15 protein-coding genes and 1 riboswitch are annotated in these 15,915 nt (G+C 74.6%); of the genes, 5 read left to right on the top strand and 10 right to left on the bottom strand.

Features of this window, described 5'->3' with window-relative positions; all coding sequences use genetic code 11:
• Positions 1–16 precede the first annotated feature (16 nt).
• Together surE and ACPXCB_RS16320 are read right to left on the bottom strand one after the other, a co-directional pair.
• Positions 17–841, bottom strand: a complete 825-nt coding sequence (gene surE / locus ACPXCB_RS16325) for a 5'/3'-nucleotidase SurE (protein ID WP_425876256.1) — start codon at positions 839–841, stop codon at positions 17–19.
• Positions 838–1,815 carry a 1-phosphofructokinase family hexose kinase gene (locus ACPXCB_RS16320; RefSeq protein WP_425876254.1) on the bottom strand — a complete coding sequence of 326 codons (978 nt, stop codon included), beginning with the start codon at positions 1,813–1,815 and terminating at the stop codon, positions 838–840. Before ACPXCB_RS16320 ends, surE begins: the two co-directional genes overlap by 4 nt.
• A gap of 178 nt (positions 1,816–1,993) precedes the next feature.
• On the opposite strand from ACPXCB_RS16320, the gene ACPXCB_RS16315 reads away from it, so the two are divergent.
• Positions 1,994–2,461, top strand: a complete 468-nt coding sequence (locus ACPXCB_RS16315) for an SRPBCC family protein (protein WP_425876252.1) — start codon at positions 1,994–1,996, stop codon at positions 2,459–2,461.
• 91 nt (positions 2,462–2,552) lie between these two features.
• Here ACPXCB_RS16315 and ACPXCB_RS16310 read toward each other — a convergent pair whose 3' ends face one another.
• From ACPXCB_RS16310 to ACPXCB_RS16295, 4 genes are all read right to left on the bottom strand, one after another.
• Positions 2,553–3,638 carry a coiled-coil domain-containing protein gene (locus tag ACPXCB_RS16310; protein WP_425876250.1) on the bottom strand — a complete coding sequence of 362 codons (1,086 nt, stop codon included), beginning with the start codon at positions 3,636–3,638 and terminating at the stop codon, positions 2,553–2,555.
• 13 nt (positions 3,639–3,651) lie between these two features.
• A riboswitch (cyclic di-AMP (ydaO/yuaA leader) is annotated at positions 3,652–3,783 on the bottom strand.
• 153 nt (positions 3,784–3,936) lie between these two features.
• On the bottom strand, positions 3,937–4,854 hold the full coding sequence (locus ACPXCB_RS16305) for a cation diffusion facilitator family transporter (protein ID WP_425876248.1): 918 nt from the start codon (positions 4,852–4,854) through the stop codon (positions 3,937–3,939).
• Positions 4,855–4,930: 76 nt separating this feature from the next.
• Positions 4,931–7,048, bottom strand: a complete 2,118-nt coding sequence (locus tag ACPXCB_RS16300) for a HelD family protein (protein WP_425876246.1) — start codon at positions 7,046–7,048, stop codon at positions 4,931–4,933.
• Positions 7,049–7,248: 200 nt separating this feature from the next.
• A complete protein-coding gene (locus ACPXCB_RS16295; RefSeq protein ID WP_425876244.1) occupies positions 7,249–8,184 on the bottom strand; it encodes an alpha/beta fold hydrolase in 936 nt (311 codons plus the stop codon).
• Between the two features lie 147 nt (positions 8,185–8,331).
• Here ACPXCB_RS16295 and ACPXCB_RS16290 point away from each other — a divergent pair, with 147 nt between their 5' ends.
• Complete coding sequence (locus ACPXCB_RS16290; protein ID WP_425876242.1) at positions 8,332–8,919, top strand: carbonic anhydrase; 588 nt, start codon at positions 8,332–8,334, stop codon at positions 8,917–8,919.
• 182 nt (positions 8,920–9,101) lie between these two features.
• On the opposite strand, the gene ACPXCB_RS16285 is transcribed toward ACPXCB_RS16290, so the two are convergent.
• Entirely contained in the window at positions 9,102–9,431 is a 330-nt protein-coding gene (locus tag ACPXCB_RS16285; RefSeq protein WP_074313395.1) for a hypothetical protein, read from the bottom strand.
• A gap of 307 nt (positions 9,432–9,738) precedes the next feature.
• On the opposite strand from ACPXCB_RS16285, the gene ACPXCB_RS16280 reads away from it, so the two are divergent.
• The gene (locus tag ACPXCB_RS16280; protein ID WP_327029244.1) at positions 9,739–10,230 is read left to right on the top strand and encodes a DUF3145 domain-containing protein; all 492 of its coding nucleotides are present in this window, start codon (positions 9,739–9,741) and stop codon (positions 10,228–10,230) included.
• Between the two features lie 77 nt (positions 10,231–10,307).
• The gene (locus ACPXCB_RS16275; RefSeq protein WP_425876239.1) at positions 10,308–12,047 is read left to right on the top strand and encodes a glycoside hydrolase family 3 protein; all 1,740 of its coding nucleotides are present in this window, start codon (positions 10,308–10,310) and stop codon (positions 12,045–12,047) included.
• A 6-nt stretch (positions 12,048–12,053) separates the two neighbouring features.
• On the opposite strand, the gene ACPXCB_RS16270 is transcribed toward ACPXCB_RS16275, so the two are convergent.
• Entirely contained in the window at positions 12,054–12,704 is a 651-nt protein-coding gene (locus tag ACPXCB_RS16270; RefSeq protein WP_425876237.1) for a lipoprotein, read from the bottom strand.
• A 259-nt stretch (positions 12,705–12,963) separates the two neighbouring features.
• Between ACPXCB_RS16270 and ACPXCB_RS16265 the strand changes: the two genes are divergently transcribed.
• Positions 12,964–13,182 (top strand): hypothetical protein, encoded by a 219-nt coding sequence (locus ACPXCB_RS16265; protein WP_425876235.1) that lies wholly within the window; start codon positions 12,964–12,966, stop codon positions 13,180–13,182.
• 56 nt (positions 13,183–13,238) lie between these two features.
• On the opposite strand, the gene ACPXCB_RS16260 is transcribed toward ACPXCB_RS16265, so the two are convergent.
• Both ACPXCB_RS16260 and fabF read right to left on the bottom strand, forming a co-directional pair.
• Positions 13,239–14,678: an acyl-CoA carboxylase subunit beta gene (locus tag ACPXCB_RS16260; RefSeq protein ID WP_425876233.1), complete on the bottom strand. Its 1,440-nt coding sequence runs from the start codon at positions 14,676–14,678 to the stop codon at positions 13,239–13,241.
• Positions 14,679–14,688: 10 nt separating this feature from the next.
• Entirely contained in the window at positions 14,689–15,915 is a 1,227-nt protein-coding gene (gene fabF, locus ACPXCB_RS16255; protein ID WP_425876231.1) for a beta-ketoacyl-ACP synthase II, read from the bottom strand.

Below are 15,915 nucleotides of genomic sequence, written 5' to 3'. Positions count from 1 at the left end.
GCGGGAGGCGGGCCGCTCAGGCGTCGCCGAGGCCCGACAGGTCGACGTCCGCCACCTCGGTGACCGCGCGGATCGCCGTCACCGAGGCGTACCCCTCGGCCAGCAGCGCCAGGTCGGTGCCGGGCTGCACGGCCTGCCCCGGCTCCTCCAGCGACGTGCGGACGAAGCCGTGCCCGGCCTCCGCCACCGTCATCTGCACCTGGCCGAAGGTGGCCAGCGTGCCCCGGCGCACCCCGCGCAGCCGACCGTGCGGCAGGTCCGGCGCGTTCACGTTGAGCACGCTCTCCACCGGTCCGGCGGTGAGCCGGGGCAGCAGGTCCAGGGCGACCCGGGCGGCCGTCGCCCAGTGCCGCTCGGCGTCGCGTACCCGGGCGGCGGCGGCCACCGCGGCACCCCCGCTGGCGGCCGTGGCATCCCCGGCCGAGAGCACGTCGAGCGAGACGGCCATCGCCCGGCAGCCGTTCGCGGCGGCGGTGAAGGCCGCACCCACCGTGCCCGAGTGCAGCACCGCGCGTCCCGCGTTCGCGCCCCGGTTGATGCCGGACAGCACCACCGCCGGCGGAGGCCCGAAGGCGCCGTGCACGGCGATCAGCGCGATGAAGCCGGGGGAGCCGCCGACCGCGAACGCCGGCACCCCCGGCAGCTCCGGCAGCGGGTGCTCGTGGACCACCACGTGCCCGTCGCGCTCCACGGCGGTCATCGCGGCGCTGGTGCCGCTCGCCTCCTCCAGCGGCGCGGCGACGACCACGTCCAGGCCCCGGTCCGCCGCCGCCCGCGCCAGCGTCTGGATGCCGGGCGCGGCGATCCCGTCGTCGTTGGTGACCAGTACCCGCAGCGTCATCGCTCGGCCGCCCGTTCGGCCAGCTCGTCGGGGCTCGTCCGCTCCTGCGGCCGGCTGCCGGCCGGTACGAGACGCACCCGGTCGACCAGGCCGGTGATCGAGTCGAGCCGGCCGGTGCCCAGGCCGTGCCGGGTCACGTTCAGCGCGCCGGCCGCCGCGCCGGTACGGATCGCGGTGCGCACGTCACCGCCGCGCGCCACCACGGCCGCCACCCCGGCGGTCATCGAGTCGCCCGCCCCGCGCGGATCGGCCGCCTCCAGCCGGGGCATCTCGACCTCGAAGACCTCGCCGTCGACCAGGGCGAGGGCGGGCTTGTCGGCCCGGCTCACCACCACGTTCTCGGCGCCGCCGGCGTGCAGGTCGTACAGGGCCCGGGTGAGCTGCTCCTCGTCCTCGCCGTCGGCGCGGCCGTCGGCGATCAGCTCCTCGTGGCTGACCTTGAGGAAGAAGACGCCGCTGTCCAGCACGGCGTCGAGGTGCTCGCCGCAGAGGTCGACCACCACCCGACTGCCGTTGGCCCCCAGGTCGGCGGCGAACCGCCGGTAGAGGTCGGCCGGGACCAGCGACGGCTCGTTCGGCCCGCTCAGCACGCTGACCGGGGCGCGCAGCCCCTCGCCGAGCGCCAGGTTGTAGAGCTCGTCCAGCTCGTGCCGGCTGAGCGGCTGGCCGGGCACGTCCACGATCTCCTGCCGGGAGCCCTCGCGCCGATCGTGCACGTACCCGCCGCTGCCGGAGTCGCGGACCACCACCTTCAGGTGCACCCCCTCGCTGACCAGCAGCGGCTCCAGCACCTGGCCGATCTCGCCGCCGAGGGCGGTGCAGAGCACCACGTCGACCCCGAGCGACATCACCATCCGGGCCTGCCAGACGCCCTGCCCGCCGGGGTGCAGGTGCAGCTCCGGCGCCTCGCTGGGCTGGTCGACGGTCACCGTCAGCCGGGGCGTGGGCGCGAAGACCATCACGTGCCCGCTCATCCGTCGTACCCGTCCATGCGCCCATCCTCCGCCGATCGACACGTACCGTGACCATCCATCAGCTGACCGTAGTGTGGTCGGCGGCCGGACGTCCGGACTCCGGGCGGGATCGGCGCGGCGTTGCCAGGGGGCCCGGCATGCGCGACGATCGGGCGACCACCGACGCTGGGGAGACGGCGTGCTCAGGCGAAGTTCCTTCAGCTACACCGTCCAGGCACGCTGTTCCCTCGCGGAGGCCGCGGCGCTGCTCGCCGACCCCACCCGGCAGGAGGACCTGCACCCGCTGATCGTCCGGGTCCGCCGGGTGCCGCCCCGTCCTGGCGCGCGGGCCAGCTACGACATCACCGATCGACTGGCCGCCGGGCCGGTGCGCCTGCCGATCACCTACCGGGCCGACGTCCTCGTCGACGATCCCGACGAGATCGTCACCGTGGCCCGGCAGTGGCCTGCCACCACGGTGCGCAACCACACCCGGCTGCGGGCGGAGCCCGACGGCGTGGTCCGCATCGAGGTCGAGATCACCCTCGCCGCGCCCGCGCCGCTCTTCGGCTACGCGTTCCGCCAGGCCCGCGCCGCCCACCTCGGGCTGGCCGCCCGCCTCGCCGTGGCCCTCGACACGAGCCCGCCTGGGCCGCCGGCCGACTGACCGCCGGACGGGCCCGGCCGCAGTGGCTGGAGGCGGCGGACGCCGCCGCGCCCCGGTGACCCGCGACGGGCGGGGGACCGGGGCGCGGGCGTCAGTAGACCGACAGGTGCACGTGGTTGGTGTGGTCGCTGGACGGGTCGCCGTTGGCTCCGCTGTACGACTTCCATCCGCTGCTGGGCAGCCAGATCTGCCTGTACCAGATCACGTAGAGCACGGCGAGCCGGTCGGCGTTGCGCACGAAGTACGCCGACAGGTTGTTGCCGTACGTCCGGTCGCCGCCGGTGGCGTCGCCGCCGAAGCCGCCCTTCTGGGCCGCGAAGTCGCAGGCCCGGCCCTTCGGGTGCTCGCCCGAGCCGCCGGGGCGGTAGCAGGAGACGTAGCGGGTGAAGCCCGCCGCCTTGGCCTGGTTGAGCGCGTGCAGGGTGCGCGGGGTGATACAGCCGTTGGCGGGGGTGGGGTCGTTGACGCTGCACGACTCGCGCGGCCAGGAGCCGTCGGAGTTGCGCGGGGCCGCCTTCGCCGTCTTGCTGGAGGTGCCGCCCGGCGAGGTGCCCGCCCCCGTGGACTGCTGCCGCTGTTGCTGCTGCTCGCGGTTGGCGACCGTCAGCGCCCGTTCGGCCTGCTCCTTGCGCTTGGCCATCACGGTGACCTGCTTGCGCTGCTCCCGGATCTCGCCGTCCAGGGCGAGCTTGGTGCGGGTGGCCTCGTCCCGGGTCTCCTGGAGTTCGCGCAGGGCCCGGTCCTCCTTGGCGGCCACCGCGTCGAGGGCGGCGGCGCGGTCCATGAAGCCGTCCGGCGAGCTGCTGTTGAGCAGGGCGGACGCCACGCTGAGCCGACCGGTGCGGTAGGCCGCCCCCGCGATCTCGCCGACCCTGGCGGTGTGCGCGGCCAGCTCGACCTCGGTGGTCTTGAGCTGCGTGGCGAGCTGCTGCTGCCGCTTGGCCGACGTGTCCAGGGCGCGCTTGGCGTCGAGGTAGCCCTTGCTGGCGGCCTCCAACTGGGCCCGCAGGGCGGGGGTGCCGCCCTCCTCGTCCTGGCCGGGAGCTGCGGCGAGCAGGCCGGCCCGGGTGGCGGCCGCCGCCGGGGCGGCGGTGACCGGAGCCACCGCGGCGCCGAGGGCGAGCATCGTGGCGATCAGGGCCGCCGTCCGGGCGGCACGTCGTCGTACAGGTGCCATCACTGGCATGCAGGTGTCCTTCCGTCAGCCGCCGACCGGGTTAGCTGACGGGTTCGGGACGGAAGATCCCTACCGCTGACGCGGATGCACCCCACGAACTTGGTTCCCCGGTTCGCCCCGCCGGGCGATTAGGCGGCGGCCACCGCCGGCACCGGTGGGTGCCGCCTGGCGGAGGCCGAAGCCGAGCCTACCGGTGCCGGTGTGACTGATGCAGCGCAGGTGACGCAGGGTGTACGTCCACTAACAGTCAAATCCGGCATAAGCGCACAATACTCTCCCAGATTTAAGGCTGTCCTCATTACCACTCAACCGACCCGCAGGCCCCGCGCGACGCTCCGGGCTCGATCTGCAACGTGGCGTGCTCGATGTGGAAGTCGTCGTGCAGCGCGGCCCGGGCGGCGCCCAGCACCGCGCCGACCTCCGCGCCGGGTGCCATGGTCAGGTGGGCCGAGGCCACCTCCATTCCGGAGGTCAGCGTCCAGACGTGCAGGTCGTGCACCTCGGCGACGCCGGGCACGGCGGCCAGCCGGTCGTGCACCGCGGTCACCTGGAGGTGCTCCGGCGCGGCCTGCACCAGGATGCGCAGCGCGGCCCGCCCGAGCCGCCAGGTGCGCGGCAGGATGAACACCCCGATCGCGACCGCCACCAGGGGGTCCGCCCACCACCAGCCGGTGGTGGCGATCAGCAGGGCGGCCCCGATCACGCCGAGTGACCCCAGCAGGTCGCCGAGCACCTCCAGGTACGCCCCGTGGACGTTGATGCTCTCCTTCGCCCCGGAGCGCAGCAGCGCGAAGGCGCCGATGTTGGCGAGCAGGCCGAGCACGGCGACCACCAGCATCGGGCCGGCCAGCACCACCGGCGGGTCGCCGAAGCGGCGCACCGCCTCGATCACGACGTAGACCGCGACGCCGGAGAGCAGGACGGCGTTGGCCAGTGCGGCCAGCACCTCCAGCCGGTAGAGGCCGAAGGTGCGCTGCGGGTCGGCGCCCGCCCGCCGGGTGGCGGCGATCGCCGCGAGCGCCATGCCGATGCCGAGCACGTCGGTGAACATGTGCCCGGCGTCGCTCAGCAGGGCCAGCGAGCCCGTGCGGAAGGCCGCCACCGCCTCCACCACCATGAGGCCGGCGAGCAGCCCGAACGCCGCCCAGAGCCGGCCCCGGTGGCGGTGCGCGGCATTCGCCACCGACCCGTGATGGTGGTCATGACCTGCGCCCACGCGCCCACCCTCCGTCAGGCGTCCGGATTCGCGTTCAATCTATGTTCACATCGCTATGTATGCAAGTAACGTCGGCTCAGCCGATCGGGTCGACGGTGGTCAGCCGCTGGGTGGCCCGGGACAGCGCCACGTAGAGCGTCCGCACCCCCGACCCCGGGTCGGCCCGGATCTCGCCCGGGGCGACGAGGACGACCCCGTCGTACTCCATGCCCTTGGCCTCCAGGCTGGTCACCACCTGCAAACGCGGCGCGCCGAGCCGGCCCAGCCAGCCGGCCACCTCGTCGCGGCGCGGCACCGGCGTGATCACCCCGACCGTGCCCTCGACGTCGGCGAGCAGCGCGCCGGCCGCCGCCACCACCGCGGCCTCCAGCTCAGCCGGCGGCACCGACAGCGCGACCGGGTCGATGCCGGTGGAGCGCACCGCCCGGGGCAGCGGCAGGTCCGGGTGCAGCCGGCGGATCTCGGCCGCCGCCACCGCGAAGATCTCCGCCGAGTTGCGGTAGTTCGTGGTGAGGGTGAAGTGGTGCCGCTTGCGCCGGCCCAGCGCCTGGTCCCGGGCCCGGGTCAGCTCCTCCGGATCCCCCGTCCACGCCGTCTGCGCCGGGTCGCCCACCACCGTCCACGAGGCCAGCCGGCCCCGCCGGCCGATCATGCGCCACTGCATCGGCGAGACGTCCTGCGACTCGTCGACCACCACGTGCGCGTACTCCCGGTAGTCGTCCGGGCGTTCCCGCGCCGCCTCGCGGGCGGCACGCTGCCGGTCGGCGAAGGTGCTCAGCTCGCGGACCCCGCCGGCCAGCTGGAACGGGTCCCGCTTCGCCCGGGCGGGCTTCATCGGCTTGCCGAGCAGCGCGTCCAGCTCGTCGAGCAGCGCGATGTCGGCGATCGTCAGCCCGGCGGCGTCGAGGCTGCGGTACGCGTCGGTCAGCAGCCGGATCTCGGCGCGGGAGAGGATCCCCTCGGCGTAGCGGTGCAGCCGGTCCGGACGGGCCAGCCAACCCAGCACGTGCCGGGGGTGCAGCCGGGGCCACCACGCCTTCAGGAACTCCCGGAATTCCGGCCGCTCGGCGATCTCGTCCTCGAACGCGCGCTGCTCGGGCAGCCGGCCCACGCCCAGCCTGCGGGCCTGCGCCCACAGCGCCGCGAAGACCCCGTCGAAGCCGGCCCGGCGCACCTCGTTGCGGCGGGCGCCCCGGGGCATCGCCCGGTCCCGGATGCCGTCCAGCTCGCGGCGCTCCAGCCGGAGCAGCGCGCCCCGGTAGAGCAGGCGGAGCTCGGTCGGGCCGCCCGGCACCGCGTCCCGGACCGCCCGCTCCAGCACCCGCCGCATCCGCAGCGAGCCCTTCACCGCCGCCACCGCCGGCGGATCGGTGCGGGTGGCGGTCAGGCCCACGAAGAGCGTGCCCAGCGAGTGCAGGGTGGCGGTGTCCTCGCCGAGCGAGGGCAGCACCGAGGCGATGTACTCGACGAAGACCGACGACGGGCCCACCACCAGGATGCCGCCGCCGGCGAACCGGCTGCGGTCGGAATAGAGCAGGTACGCGGCCCGGTGCAGGGCGACGGCCGTCTTCCCGGTGCCCGGACCGCCGGACACGATCGTCACGCCCGAGCCGGGGGAGCGGATCGCCTCGTCCTGCTCCCGCTGGATGGTGGCGACGATGTCCCGCATCCCCCGGCCGGTGGCCTTCGACAGCGTGGCCAGCAGCGCGCCGTCGCCGACCACCGCCATGTCGGCGGGCGCGGCGACGGGATCGAGCAGGTCGTCCTCGATCCGGGTGACCCGCTCGGCGGAGGACTGGATCGTGCGTCGCCGCACCACGCCCAGCGGCTGCGCGGGGGTGGCCTGGTAGAAGGCGGCGGCGGCCGGGGCCCGCCAGTCGACCACCAGGGTGGACGCGTCGTCGTCGCGGATGCCGAGCCGCCCGACGTGCAGCACCTGCCGGTCGAGCAGGTCCAGCCGGCCGAAGACCAGGCCCTCGTGCTCGGCGTCCAGCATGTGCCGCCGCCGTGCGGCGTGGAACACCATCGCGTCCCGTTCGACCAGCGCCCCGAAGTTGCCCACCCGGGCGAGCCGGTAGCCCTCCTTCTCGGCGCTGACCGCCGACCGGCGCAGCTCGGCCAGTCGGGCGTACACCCGGTCGAGATGCCGCTGCTCGACGGCGATCTCCTGTTCCAGGGTGGTCTGGTCGGTCACCGCTCGCTCCTCCTGACGTCGGCGGCGGGCGGCGCGAACCGTGCGAACCGCGCCAGGCCAACCGCAAGAGGGTACGGCCCGCACGCAACCAACGGCGCCACCGGTGCGGGAAAGGAACCCGCGTCACGCCCGCAGGGGCCGCGTCACACTCCCCGCCGGGCCCGGTCCGGTCCGATGCCGCGCTCCCCGCCGGGCCCGGTTCAGTCCGCGCGGGCGGCGGTGGTGGCACCGGCGCCGGGGGCGGTGAGCACGCGACGGAGCACGCCGCCGAGCGCCGCGTTGACCTCGTCGGGGCGTTCCATCATCAGCATGTGCCCGGCACCCGGGCAGACGGTCAGCTCGGTCGCCGGCAGCGCGCCGGCGATCGACTCGGCGCAGGGCGGCGGGGTGAGCCGGTCCCGGTCGCCGACCAGGGCGGCGGCCGGCAGGTGGGCCAGCGCGGCGAGGGTGTCCAGCCGGTGCTGCGCCCCGATGGACGCGCGGAACCCGCCGATCGAGCGGAGGGTGGCGCGGGCCACCGCCGAGGTGACCAGCCGGATGTCGTGCGGGTCGCAGCGGTCGCCGAAGAGCATCCAGCGGATGCTGGGACGCAGCGCGCGCAGCAGCGCCCGGGGCGGTCGCCAGGCCCCGCACCGGGCCAGCACGCCGGCCCCGGTGGTCTCGGCGAGCCGGATCAGCCGGGCGATCCGGGGCGAGAGGCCGTACGCGGTGTGCGTGTGCCCCTCGGCGGTGGTGGAGACGAAGACCAGCCCGGCCGTCCGGGCGGCGAAGTGCGCGGGGTGGCGGTGCGCGTACTCCATGATCGTCATGCCGCCCATCGAGTGGCCGACCAGCACGACACGGCCGGCCGGGGCCACCTCGTCCAGCACCGCGGCGAGGTCGTCGCCGAGCTGGGCCACGGTGGCGGTGGGCAGCGCCATGCAGCTCGACCGGCCGTGGCCGCGGGCGTCGTAGGTCACCACCCGCACCGCGTCGCCGAAGCGTTGCCGCAGGTCGGCGAGCTGCCGGTGCCAGGCCCGCCCGTCCAGCGTCCAGCCGTGCAGCAGCACGACGGTGACCTCGGCGTCGGCCGGTCCAATCGCCTCGACGTGCAGGCGTACGTCGTCGGGAAGGCGTACCTCGACGTGCTCCGGCATCGTCACCTCCCCAGGGCCGCACGGAACCGCAACACCGGGGATACCCGGTGGTAACACCGGCTACCCGTCATGAGACCACGGCAACCATGTCGGTGAGAAGGTTCGCAACCCGCTCCGGGCGGCCAGCGGGCCCGCCAAGCTGGGGGCATGGGGTCGCCCCGGGCCGCGCTGGCCGAGCTGCTCGCCGGCAACCGCCGCTTCGTCAGCGGCCAGCCGATGCACGGCCACGACGTCACTGCCGCCGCGGCGGCCTCGGGCGACCAGCAGCCGTACGCGGTCCTGCTCGGCTGCATCGACTCGCGGGTGCCGCTGGAGGCGATCTTCGACCAGACCTTCGGCTCGATCTGCGTGATCCGCACCGGTGGGCACGTACTGGACCGGGCGGTGCTCGGCTCCATCGAGTACGTGGTCGGTGAGCTGGGCGTGCCGCTGGTGATGGTGCTCGGGCACGAGCGGTGCGGCGCGGTGGCCTCCGCCGTGGACGCGTTGCGTGGCGGGCGGTCGCCGGGCGGCGCGCTGGCCCACCTCGTCGACCAGATCGCCCCGGCGGTGACCGAGGTGGGCGTCGACGACCCCCGGGTGCACCCGATGGCGGTCCGGCGGCACGTGCTCCGTACGGTCGCCGCCCTGCGCGCCGACGACCGGCTCGCCGTCCCGATCGCCGCCGGCCGCCTGACGGTGTCCGGCGCCCTCTACGACCTGACCACCGGCGAGGTGACCCTGCTAGAGCCGTAAAAAAACTCCCCCACCCACCCCACCCTCGTTGATCATGAAGTTGTTGTCGCGACACGCCGGGGCGGAGCGCAACAACTTCATGATCAACGGGGACGGAGAGAGGGGAGGGAGGGGGCGGGATGCGCGAACCGCCCGTCGGGGGGTCCCGGCGGGCGGTTCGGGTGTTGCGTGGGGGAGGGGGGTCAGCCCTCGAAGACGCCGGCCTCGACGAGGCGCTTCTCGGTGGCGTCCCAGCCGTCACCCGGGTGGGTGGTGTTGAGGTTGTTGATCTCGGCGCGGATCTTCGCGGCGTGGCCGGCGGCGGCCAGCACCCGGATCTCCTCGACGAAGGCCTCGGAGTCGGTGCGCAGGTGCGCGGTCTTGCCGTTGGTCAGGTTCCGCACGTAGGCGTGCTTGCCGCCGTTGAGCGGGATGAGGTACTTGAACTCGCCCAGCACGCTGAGGGCGCCACCCTGGCCAGCCTGGCCGGCCCGGACTGACGCGCGCGCGGTCTTAGAGGTGTTGCTCGCCACGGAGGTACTCCTTGCAAGACGTACGGGAGGACGGAACGTCCGGGGGCTGTGCGGACGACACCCTGGTGGGTGGGCCCGCGGAAGATGTGCGCGGCACAGGCCGCCGATGGAACTGTACACGACCACGGTCCCTGGCTGGTCATCGCGTCGTGACGGGTCAACCGGGGTGCTCGTCCGACTATTCCGACCCGCGAATTTTCCGATTCCCTGGCGCATCATCCGTCACACCAGTCATCATGTGTTCCAGCAACCACTCGGGTGGTCGAGGTCGTAGGGGAAGACGCACCTCGCTCTCCGGGAGGTCACCGTGCCAACGCGTGGCGTCGTATACGTCCACTCGACCCCGCTCGCCGTGTGCTCACACGTCGAGTGGGCGATCGCGCGCGTCCTTGCCGCGCCGGTCAACCTGCAGTGGACGGCTCAGCCCGTCGACCCCGGCGCACGCCGGGCCGAGTGCGGGTGGACCGGTCGCCCGGGGACGGGCGCCGAGCTGGCTGCTGCCCTCCGGCAGTGGCCCATGATCCGTTTCGAGGTCACCGAGGAACCAAGCCCCGGCGCCGACGGCGAGCGCTTCATGTACGTGCCCGGACGGGGCCTGTTCCGGGCGGGCGTCGGCGCGGCCGGCGACATCCAGCTCGGCGAGGACCGCCTGCGCAGCATCATGGCGGGCGCGCGGGCGCCCGAGGCCCTCGCGCACGCCCTCGACAAGGCGCTCGGCACGGCGTGGGACGCCGAGTTGGAGCCCTACCGGTACGCCGGCGACGGCGCGCCGGTGACCCTGCTCACCCGCGTCGGCTGACGTCGGGGCCCGGACCGGGGCCGACTCATCCTGGCGGGTGAAGGTCAAGTTGCCCCGATAAGGGGTGAACTGGTGGGATGGGCCGCGTGTCGACTACCCCGCGACGTGCCGGCGTCGCGCTCGCCGCCCTGACCGCACTGCTCGTCTCCGGGTGCTCCGGGCCGGCGGACCGCCGTCCCGATCCGGCCCCGACGAGCGCCGCCGCCCCGCCGGCCACCCCGACACCCGCCGCGAGCGTCCCCGGCACCGACCCCGCCGCCCGCGCCGCCGCCCTCGTGGCCTCGCTCGCCGACGAGGACCTCGTCGGCCAGGTGCTGATGCCGTACGCCTACGGCGACGCGGCCACCCGGGTCTCGCCCGGCTCGGCGGCCGGCAACCAGGCGCTGGCGGGGGTGGACACCCCCGCCCAGATGGTCGAGAAGTACCGGCTCGGCGGGCTGATCCTGGTCGGCTTCAGCGCCGACGACCCGACCAAGGGCAACCAGGAGACGACAAACGTCGACAACCCGAAGCAGGTACGCGCGCTGACCGACGGCCTGCGCGCGACCGCCGGTCGGCTGCCCGCCGGGCCGGCGCCCTTCCTGATCGGCACCGACCAGGAGCACGGTGTGGTCACCCGGATCACCGACGGCGTGACCCTGCTGCCCAGCGCCCTCGCCGCCGGCGCCGCCGGACGACCGGAGCTGACCGAGGCCGCCTGGCGGGCGGCCGGCACCGAACTCGCCGCGATGGGGATCAACCTCGACTTCGCCCCCGTCGCCGACGTGCTCGCCACCCGCAGCACCGTGATCGGCTCCCGGTCGTACGGTGCGGACCCGAAGGTGACGGCGGGGCAGGTCGCGGGCGCGGTCCGGGGCCTGCAGGCCGCGGGCGTCGCGGCCACCGTCAAGCACTTCCCGGGGCACGGGCACAGCGCCGCCGACTCCCACGAGGGACTGCCGGTGCTCGACCAGCCCCGCCGGACGCTGGAGACCGGGGCGTGGCCGCCCTTCTCCGCCGCCATCGACGCGGGCACGATGGCCGTGATGTCCGCCCACCTCGACGCGCGATCGGTGGACCCGGGCACCGCGGCGACCTTCTCGCACAAGCTGCTCACCGACGTGCTCCGCGGCCAGCTCGGCTTCCAGGGCGTGGTGATCACCGACGGGATGAACATGCCGCCGGCCAAGCGCTGGTCACCGGGCGAGGCCGCCGTGCGGGCCCTGAAGGCGGGCAACGACCTCATCCTCATGCCGCCGAACGTCCGCCAGGCGTACGACGGGTTGCTCGCCGCGCTCCGCGACAAGTCGCTGCCCCGGACCCGCCTCGTCGAGGCCGCGACCCGGGTGCTGACGATGAAGTTCAAGCTGGCCGACCGGCCCACGCCCGAGCTGTCCACGCTGGCCGGCCCGGCGCACCGCAAGGCGGCGGAGGACCTGGCCGCGGCGGCGGTGACGGTGCTGCGGGGCGCCTGCGGCGGCGGCGTACGGGGGCCGGTGACCGTGACCTCCTCCGGCGGGCGCGAGCACACGCGGGCGGCGCTGACCGAGGCGCTCAAGGCGGCCGGGGTGAAGGTGGTGGCCGGCGGCGGCACGGTGGTGCACCTCGTCGGGTACGGCGACGGCGCCGGCGACCTGCGCGCCGACGCCGCCGTCACGGTCGCCATGGACACCCCGTACGTGCTGGCGAAGGCCAAGTCGCCCACGCTCCTGGCGACCTACTCCTCCAGCCGGGCGTCGATGACCGCCCTCGCCGGGGTGCTGGCCGGCAAGACCCGACCGGGCGGTCGGTCCCCGGTGCCGGTGTCCGGCCTGCCCGCCACGACCTGCGGCGCCTGAGCCGGGTCAGTCCCGGTTGATCCGGGCCGACTGCTTCACCAGCTGGTACGCCGGCAGCAGCTCCACGGGGTCCGAGGTGTCCAGGCTCAGCACGATCGGACCGTAGAGGGAGGAGATCGCGATGGCCCGGTCGTGGACCGTGCCGCCGGCCTCCTTGGAGTAGCTCGCCTCGACGGCGTCGACGGTGCCGGCCTTCACCCGCCGGTACTCCGCGTCCGCGGCCTCCGGGGCGTAGGCGTCGAGGAAGTGCTTGAGGTGCTGCTGTGCGCCGCCGGCGACCCCGTCGACCCGCCACACCCGCAGGAACCCGGTGGAGCCGGTCGGCCGGGCGTCGATCTCGCACAACATGAGGGCCTTGCCGAGGCGGGGCTCGCCGAACTTCGCCGAACCCTTCACCGCCTCGACCTTCCACTTCGCCGGCACCGAGAAGGTGACCGGCAGCTCGCAGGGCGTGCCCTTGCCGCCCACCGTGGTCCCGGCGGGAGCCGCCACCACCTCGTCGTGCCAGGGCGGGCCGGGGGTCACCGGGGAGGCGGTGACGCTCGGCGAGGCCGACGGGGAGCCACCGGCCGACGGTGCCTCCTTCCCGTCGGCGCAGCCGCCGGTCAGTCCGATGGCGAGCGCCGCGAGCACGGCGGCGCGGGTACGACGTCGCATGGTGTCCATTCCCCGTTGACGACGAGAGCCGGCTCATCAAAGCGGCGCGGGGCGGCGGCGTCAATCCGGTTGATCTACGGTGCCGCGCGCAGGGCGGCCACCAGCCACTCCACGGCGGGCACCGTGGGCGGGAACGGGGGCCGCCGGTGGACCGGGCGGTGGGCGGGAGCAGGTCGAGAAGCCTCCTGTCTCCAGCCGCTGGAGAGTCAAGCGGGAAACCGGGTCGCGTCCGGCGGTCCCGACTGGCACCCTCGCGTGCATGGGGACGGCTGAGGGTTTCGCGTACGACGAGCGGTCGGACGGCACGGTGGTCATCACCCACCACGGCCGGGCGGCGGGCACCCTGCGCGGCGGCCGGGCGGCGGAGTTCCTCGCCGAGGTCGACGACGACCCGCAGCTCGTGATGGCCCGGTGGACCGGCAACTACCGCCGGGGCAACGAGCGGACCGCCCGCCAGCACCCCCGCAACCGGGGCTGAACGGCGCGTGGGGCCCGCGCTCGTGCTGAGCGCGGGCCCCACGACGGTACGTGCGGCTACAGCGGGATGTTGCCGTGCGCGCCCCGGGCCGCCGGGGCGGCGGCGAGGGCTTCGGCGATGCGGCGGCGGGTCTCGGCCGGGGTGATCACGTCGTCGACGACGCCGATCTCGAGGGCCCGGTTGACGCCACCGGCGATGCGGGTCTGCTCCTCGACGAGTTGCGTGCGCAGCGCCTCGCGCTCCTCGGCCGGGGCGGCGGCGAGCTTCTTGCGGTGCAGGATGTTGACGGCGGCGCCGGCGCCCATCACCGCGACCTCCGCGTTGGGCCAGGCGAACACCGCGGTGGCGCCCAGGGAGCGGGAGTTCATCGCGATGTACGCCCCGCCGTAGGCCTTGCGCGTGACCAGGGTGACCCGGGGCACGACGGCCTCGGCGAAGGCGTGCAGGAGCTTCGCGCCCCGGCGGACGACACCGTCCCACTCCTGGCCCAGGCCGGGCAGGTAGCCGGGGACGTCGACCAGGACGATCAGCGGCACGCCGAGGGAGTCGCACATGCGCACGAACCGGGCGGCCTTCTCGGCGCTGGAGGCGTCCAGGCAGCCGCCCAGGCGCAGCGGGTTGTTCGCGATGACCCCGACGGTACGCCCGGCGAAGCGACCCAGGGTGGTCACCACGTTCGGCGCCCACTTGGCGTGCAGCTCCACCCCGGGGGCGTCCAGCAGCGCCTTCACCACCGGCTTGACGTCGTAGGCCCGGTTCGTCTCGACCGGCATCTTCGCCGTCAGGTCGTGTCCCCCCTCGTCCTGGGCGGACACGTCGTCGGGCGACAGGCGCCCCTGCCGACCGAGCAGCGCGGCGAGCTTGCGCGTCTCGGCCAGCGCCGTCTCGTCGTCGGCGCAGGTCACGTGGACCACCCCGGAACGGCGGCCGTGCGGCTCGGGCCCACCGAGGCGGGCCATGTCGACCTGCTCGCCCGTCACGCTGCGGACCACCTCCGGGCCGGTCACGAAGATCCGACCCGCTCCGCTCATCACCACGATGTCGGTCAGCGCCGGCCCGTACGCGGCGCCACCGGCCGCCGGGCCCAGCACCGTGGAGATCTGCGGCACCCGCCCCGAGGCCCGCACCATCGCCGCGAACACCTGACCCACCGCGTCCAGGGCGACCACGCCCTCGGCCAACCGCGCACCACCCGAGTGCCACAACCCGATCACCGGCACCCGCTCCCGTACCGCGGTGTCGATCGCGTCCACGACGTGCCGGCACCCCTCGGTGCCCATCGCCCCGCCCATCCGCGTCGCGTCCGTGGCGTACGCGACGACCGGCGAACCCTCGACCTCACCGCGCGCCCACAGCACACCCGAGGTGTCCCGCGGCACCGACAGCCGCAACGAACCCGCGTCGAACAACGCCCGGAGCCGAACCTCCGGATCCCGATGGTCCGCGACGGACGAAGCGTCCACGCCAACGGCGGTGGTGGTCACGTGAGCCTCCATGGCTGTGGTCTCAGGCCCGCGTGAAGACGAGAGCCACGTTGTGCCCGCCGAAGCCGAACGAGTTGTTCAGCGCGGCGGGGATGTCCATGTGGCGCGCCTCGTTGGCGGCCACGTCCAGGCTGAGCCCGTCGTCGGGGTCGTCCAGGTTGATCGTCGGCGGTACGACACTGTCGCGGATCGCCAGGATGGTGGCGATCGACTCCAGCGCGCCCGCCGCGCCCAGCAGGTGACCGGACATCGACTTGGTCGAGGTCAGCACCGGGTGGTCACCCAGCGCCGCGCGCAGCGCGGTGATCTCCGCGACGTCCCCGACCGGGGTCGACGTGGCGTGCGCGTTGACGTGCACGATGTCCGCCCTGGCGACGCCCGCGTCGGCGATCGCCTTCGCGATCGCCCGGATCGCGCCCTCGCCCTCCGGGTGCGGCTGGACGATGTCGTAGCCGTCGGAGGTGAGGCCGGCGCCGGCCAGCCGGGCGTAGACCCGGGCGCCCCGGGCGGCGGCGTGCTCCGCCCGCTCCAGCACCACGATGCCCGCGCCCTCACCCAGCACGAAGCCGTCGCGGCCCTTGTCCCACGGCCGGGAGGCCCGCTCCGGCTCGTCGTTGCGGGTCGACATCGCCCGCATCGAACTGAACCCGGCGATCGGCAGCTGGTGGATGACCGCCTCGGTGCCGCCGGCCACCACCACGTCGGCCCGGCCGGCACGGATCATGTCCATGCCGAGCGCGATCGCCTCGGCGCCGGTCGCGCAGGCGCTGGCCACCGAGTGCACCCCGGCCTTCGCGCCCAGCTCCAGCCCCACCCAGGCGGCGGGGCCGTTCGGCATCAGCATCGGGATCGTGTGCGGGGAGACCCGCCGCGGGCCGGACGCCTCCAGGATGTCGTCCTGGGCGAGCAGCGTCAGCGCGCCGCCGATGCCGGAGCCGACGCTGACGCCCAGCCGCTCCGGGTCCAGCCCGGAGTCGGCCAGGCCGGAGTCCGCCCAGGCCTGCTGCGCCGCGATGATTGCGATCGCCTCGGAACGGTCGAGCCGGCGGAGCTTGACCCGGTCGATCAGGCCGGTCGGCTCGACCGCGAGCCGGGCGGCGATCCGGACCGGCAGTTGCTCGGCCCACTCCTGGGTGAGCGGACCCACCCCGGAGCGGCCGGCGAGCATGGCGTCCCAGGTCGACGCGACGTCCCCGCCCAGCGGGGTGGTCGCGCCGAGCCCGGTGACGACGACGTCGGTGTGAGCCAT

The organism is Micromonospora sp. DT62 (assembly GCF_049847285.1).
Classification (GTDB): Bacteria; Actinomycetota; Actinomycetes; order Mycobacteriales; family Micromonosporaceae; genus Micromonospora; species Micromonospora reichwaldensis.
This window is presented reverse-complemented; position numbering and strand designations above follow the sequence as displayed.

Coding starts and splice junctions, on each gene's coding strand:
- surE (WP_425876256.1), bottom strand. CDS start 841: ATGACGCTGCGGGTACTGGTCACCAACGACGACGGGATCGCCGCGCCC.
- ACPXCB_RS16320 (WP_425876254.1), bottom strand. CDS start 1,815: ATGAGCGGGCACGTGATGGTCTTCGCGCCCACGCCCCGGCTGACGGTG.
- ACPXCB_RS16310 (WP_425876250.1), bottom strand. CDS start 3,638: ATGGCACCTGTACGACGACGTGCCGCCCGGACGGCGGCCCTGATCGCC.
- ACPXCB_RS16295 (WP_425876244.1), bottom strand. CDS start 8,184: ATGCCGGAGCACGTCGAGGTACGCCTTCCCGACGACGTACGCCTGCAC.
- ACPXCB_RS16290 (WP_425876242.1), top strand. CDS start 8,332: ATGGGGTCGCCCCGGGCCGCGCTGGCCGAGCTGCTCGCCGGCAACCGC.
- ACPXCB_RS16275 (WP_425876239.1), top strand. CDS start 10,308: ATGGGCCGCGTGTCGACTACCCCGCGACGTGCCGGCGTCGCGCTCGCC.
- ACPXCB_RS16270 (WP_425876237.1), bottom strand. CDS start 12,704: ATGCGACGTCGTACCCGCGCCGCCGTGCTCGCGGCGCTCGCCATCGGA.
- ACPXCB_RS16265 (WP_425876235.1), top strand. CDS start 12,964: ATGGGGACGGCTGAGGGTTTCGCGTACGACGAGCGGTCGGACGGCACG.
- ACPXCB_RS16260 (WP_425876233.1), bottom strand. CDS start 14,678: ATGGAGGCTCACGTGACCACCACCGCCGTTGGCGTGGACGCTTCGTCC.
- fabF (WP_425876231.1), bottom strand. CDS start 15,915: ATGGCTCACACCGACGTCGTCGTCACCGGGCTCGGCGCGACCACCCCG.